The organism is Schlesneria sp. (genome assembly GCF_036405755.1).
Lineage (GTDB): Bacteria > Planctomycetota > Planctomycetia > Planctomycetales > Planctomycetaceae > Schlesneria > Schlesneria sphaerica.
The window spans coordinates 1-4287 of sequence record NZ_DASWWZ010000513.1 but is presented as its reverse complement, the minus strand read 5'-3'; the positions used below and the strand labels follow the sequence as shown (position 1 = coordinate 4287).

The 4287-nt window shown below is 53.9% G+C and carries 6 protein-coding genes; 4 read left to right on the top strand and 2 right to left on the bottom strand.

All coding sequences use genetic code 11. The annotated features are described in order from the left end of the window. Nucleotides 1-566 (bottom strand): protoglobin family protein (locus VGE80_RS17435; RefSeq protein WP_440593552.1); only part of this gene is annotated, 566 nt, incomplete at its 3' end. Between the two features lie 359 nt (nt 567-925). On the opposite strand from VGE80_RS17435, the gene VGE80_RS17430 reads away from it, so the two are divergent. The 4 genes from VGE80_RS17430 to VGE80_RS17415 all read left to right on the top strand — a co-directional run bounded on the left by VGE80_RS17430 (nt 926) and on the right by VGE80_RS17415 (nt 3774). Then, entirely contained in the window at nt 926-1294 is a 369-nt protein-coding gene (locus VGE80_RS17430; protein WP_373651540.1) for an ArsR/SmtB family transcription factor, read from the top strand. 7 nt (nt 1295-1301) lie between these two features. Continuing rightward, a complete protein-coding gene (locus tag VGE80_RS17425; protein ID WP_440593551.1) occupies nt 1302-1766 on the top strand; it encodes an SRPBCC family protein in 465 nt (154 codons plus the stop codon). A gap of 264 nt (nt 1767-2030) precedes the next feature. Then, nucleotides 2031-2873 carry a hypothetical protein gene (locus VGE80_RS17420; RefSeq protein ID WP_373651542.1) on the top strand — a complete coding sequence of 281 codons (843 nt, stop codon included), beginning with the start codon at nt 2031-2033 and terminating at the stop codon, nt 2871-2873. Nucleotides 2874-3441: 568 nt separating this feature from the next. Then, complete coding sequence (locus tag VGE80_RS17415; protein ID WP_373651544.1) at nt 3442-3774, top strand: hypothetical protein; 333 nt, start codon at nt 3442-3444, stop codon at nt 3772-3774. 132 nt (nt 3775-3906) lie between these two features. On the opposite strand, the gene VGE80_RS17410 is transcribed toward VGE80_RS17415, so the two are convergent. Then, nucleotides 3907-4275, bottom strand: coding sequence for an FKBP-type peptidyl-prolyl cis-trans isomerase (locus VGE80_RS17410; protein ID WP_440593553.1), 369 nt, complete (start codon nt 4273-4275; stop codon nt 3907-3909). Nucleotides 4276-4287 lie beyond the last annotated feature (12 nt).

The following is a 4287-nucleotide window of genomic DNA, read 5'->3' as shown; positions in this document are numbered from 1 at the left end:
TGATAATGACGATTGATCAGGTCGTTCTGGAGCCACAGGAGTTTGGCAAACGCTCGGACAGTTTTTGTCTCGACATCCCGTTCCAGCCCCAGACCCAGAATCGTGCTCGTCATGGCGTCTGCCACAAAACCCATGAGCGCGTTCATTTGAACAAGCGGGACGTCGAGCTCCGGAGAACCCGCTTTCGGCGTATGCATCTTCCCGACCATATCCAGATAGGCCACCATCTTGCCGTCATAGGGCCGGGTGACCAGTGCTGCGAGATACCGTCCGAGGTGTTCCTTGCGAAAACGAATCATCTCGTGATCGAGTGAAACATCGGCAATCGACTGGGGGACGGCCCCTTCGTAACCCGTTTGTCGAGGAACAAAATGTCGCCACGTCGCATCGTAACCGTAGAGTTTCTCGTAAACGGCGTTGACCAGTCCTGGAACAAGCGGTGCCAGCAGGGGAGCGGAGGCATGAATCGCCGCGATTTCGGCCTCGCCAAAATCCATGAATTCGGCCAGGTACTGAAATCGGTACGCCAAATCCGATTCAAGTCGTGCTTCGTCAATATGCTTCATGGTCATTTTCCTGGAACTTAATCACCGATCGCAAAGTGGATGAAAGAGTCCACTTTCGACAGGATGCTATGGTGGCCGGAAGTGGATGTCAATGTCCACTTTTGTTTTTCCTCACGTGCCGCTCTTGGAAGAGGCTTCGCATGGGTCAGAATGCTTTATAAGAAAACAGGTTAAGACATGGGTGAAATGGCGGGAGATGTTTCTTCACTGTGGACAAACTTGCGAAGTTTCACCTCGAAATTGCGACGCGAACGGGTTTTTGAGGAACCACAGAAGATTTCTTTGAGCGGGCACTTGCTCGATCACTCGTTCGATTGTAGTTTACCTGTGGGTTAAATAACCGAATGGTGTAGTTCATCATGTCTCAGGATTCATTAAGCGCCGTTTTTGCGGCTTTGGCTGACCCGACCCGGCGAGCGATCTTGTCTCGACTGCGAGAAGGAGAGGCGTCCGTCGGGGAGCTGTCGCAACCCTTCGACATGAGTCCCCCCGCGATCACCAAGCATTTGAAAGTGCTGGAGCGAACGGGACTCATCAAACGTGGTCGCGATGCTCAATGGCGTCCGTGTCGTCTTTCGGCTGAGCCTCTTAAGGAAGTGCTGCAGTGGGTTGAGCAGTACCGGGAATTCTGGGACGGAGGGCTCGATCGTCTTGACGAGCACCTGAAACAGTTAAACGCGAACGCGAGCAGGAAACAGAAAGGGACTGACCGTGCAGAAAAAAAATGATTTAGCCGTGCCCCAGGTGTTGATCGTGCGTGAGTTCTCTGCGCCGCGCGAGCTGGTCTTTGAGGCGTGGACATCGGAATCGCAGCTTTGTCACTGGTTCGCACCGAGCGGATGTCAGATCCGTTATCGCAAGTTCGATTTCCGTGAGGGCGGGGAGTATCACTCCTGCATTCTGACTCCTGACGGGAAGGAGTGCTGGTGCCGGGGGGAATATCGCAAGATTCAGCAGCCCGAGTTAATCGAGTTCACGATGGCTGTCTCGAATGCTGCCATGCAGCCGGTCGAACCGCAGGATGTCGGGATGGACCCGCAGTGGCCTCGTGAAACGATCGTCACCGTCTTCCTGGAAGAAATCCCGACAGGGACGCGACTGACCCTGCGACAAACTGTTGATGAAGCTCTTGCCAAACGAACAGGGGCGCACCCGAGCTGGCTCAGTATGTTTGATCGACTTGCAGAACGACTGAACTAGCCTGATCAAGCAACGCCATTTCCTCTGTCCTTGATCCAATTCAATTCTTTCGAAGCTGGACGAGGAGTCGCCGTTAAAAGAACGCGTGAGGCCCTGGCCGTTGTTCGGCGAGTAACAGCAACGTCGCTGCCTCTGCCGGTCAGGTGTGACCGAAAATCGCATGATTGACGGACCGATTTCGTTCGACCACAATTTGCAAACGCCGTTATCGGGAGAAGGACCGATCCACTTCGATTGATTGCATGGCGGTGTTTGAGGACTCTTATGTACGCTTCGCACACCGAATTTCTGGAATCCGCCAATATGAGTTGGGCTCGTTCGACGATGCCGCTGTTTGCTCTGCTCGCACTGTGTTGCGGGTGCGGATATTCCGAGTACGAAGCGCGGCTCAATGAGTCCAGAAAATATTACGCTTACCTGGATAAGATCGAGCAATCTCTGGCCCCCAAGTGGACCGTGGCGGGAAATTTGATTGAACTGCGGGTTCCCCTTCAGTTCACCCTGATTCCTCCCGCCGCACCGATTCAAAAAGAGGATGGGACGATCGAACAGCCGACGATCGATCCTCGTCAGCCCGACTATCTGAATCTGACTTTTCCCGAACTGTTCGGGGCGTGGGAGTCGACTTTTCAGGTGGGAAAAGGGAATGGCGTCACCGAGAATCATAAGGGGTACATCTACGCGCTGAGCAACTACTGGGAACTGGCGGGTGAACACGCGACCGATGCGGGTGAATTCGTGAATGCGCTCAAAACGTATCTCAGTGATCGACTCCAGATTCCCGTCACGGACGAAGCCCCTCAGTTGCATCCAAAAGTCTCCCCCTCGTATCAGGCTCAGGCGGCTTTTGATGTTTGCAGTTTCAAGGGGAAAGAGATTGACGGGACGAACTACACTTTTGAGGTGTATTCAAAGAAGCTGGGAAGCGTGATTGGCGTGCTGGTTGTCGTTCTGCCCGAAGGGATCGAGAACGCTCAGAAGGTCAACGAACGCATTCCGCTCATGCTGGAATCGTTTAACTTTACTTCTGTTCCCCCGAAGGCAGGTGCTGACAAGAATGCTCCTGCACAGGGAAACCCTGCCGTTGTTCCGAACGCGGGTTTCTGAGCAGTCTGATTGGCTCGCCCCGGCAGAGTCGGTGACAGCCTGATCGGGTGGTGGATGAGTTTGCCCCCAAGCACCATTTGCCTGAAGCAACCTCTCGTGTCGTTGGCGAACGCGCCATCCACATCGTTGGGACGCGTTATCGCCACCGGGGCTCAGCGAACTTTCACGACCGCCGAAGAATTGCGGTTGACGTGAACTCCGTGCAATCCAGCTTGAATGCGGTGCGGGCTGTCATTGCGGTACGAATGTTTGGATCGAAGGGTTCTGGCAGCTGCGGCGGCAGTGGGCTCGTGACGTCCCAAACGCGCGAAGTAGATGCGAAACACTATTTTTTATGGGATTCGGCAGAAATTGCCGAAGCGAAATTCTTGAGTCAATTCTTTGGAAATCGATCATTTTTTCGAAAAATGATCTTTCCCAGAATTTCACTCTTCGCGTATATCACGCCACGCACCGACGGACGACATCCGAGCTGAACGGCTCTCCCACCGTACCCAGCAATGTCCAACGGTCACATCTCACCTCTCCAAATCCCGTCTTCTCGAAAATTGGTTCAAAGGAACACTTTATGTTCAGCAAGATCGCGCATGTCATAGCAGGTTTGATGTTGACCGTCTCATCGGTCGGATGTTGCTGCCTTGGCGGGTATGGCTACGGGGCCGGGTATGGCATGAACCGGTGTGCTCCGTGCAACAATGGTTGCTCACCATCTGGCGGCTACCTTCCCCAGACTGGCAGCCTTTACCAGAGTGACTTCAGTCAGGCTGCGTTTGCCCCGGGTTACACGCAGGCCGCCTTTGTTCCTACTCAGACCGCCACGGTGATTCCAGGAGCGGTTCAGGGGGCAGCAATTTATAACAGTGCCGCGCTGGTGCCAGTGAACGGCTTGCCGACCTACTGATCGACTTCAGCGACTGTTGTGCCTTGTGCGAGACTGGAGATGAGAAGTTTTCAGTGTTCAATGATTCGCTTCGGGTCGAGCTGACTCTCAGACCGTCGGAGCGTCTCACTGAACACTGAAAACTGACGGGAACTACTTCACCTCAAGTAGTTCGACCAGGAAATGCAGGGTTGATTTGGGAGGAATTCCCGGTCGACCACGTTCTCCATAGGCAAGGTTGTAGGGGATTTCGAGTTCGATCATTCCCCCTTTGCCAACGAGTTGCATTCCCTCTGTCCAGCCTTTGATGACGCCGTTCAAGGGGAATTCAATCGGAGTTCCTCTTTCGTATGAGCTGTCGAAGGTCTGTCCATCATCGAACCAGCCCCGATAGTGAACTTTGACCGTGTCTTCAGCGGTCGGCATGGTTCCCGACGACTTACGGCGGATTCGATATTTCAGTCCGCTCGGTGTGGTCGTGAATTTTTCTGGTGCGTCTTTGTCTACAGCCCCTGGCTCGATTGGTTTTGGCGC

Excerpts from the sequence above, each read along its gene's own strand:
- VGE80_RS17420 (WP_373651542.1), top strand. The coding sequence starts at position 2,031 with ATGTACGCTTCGCACACCGAATTTCTGGAATCCGCCAATATGAGTTGG.
- VGE80_RS17430 (WP_373651540.1), top strand. The coding sequence starts at position 926 with ATGTCTCAGGATTCATTAAGCGCCGTTTTTGCGGCTTTGGCTGACCCG.
- VGE80_RS17415 (WP_373651544.1), top strand. The coding sequence starts at position 3,442 with ATGTTCAGCAAGATCGCGCATGTCATAGCAGGTTTGATGTTGACCGTC.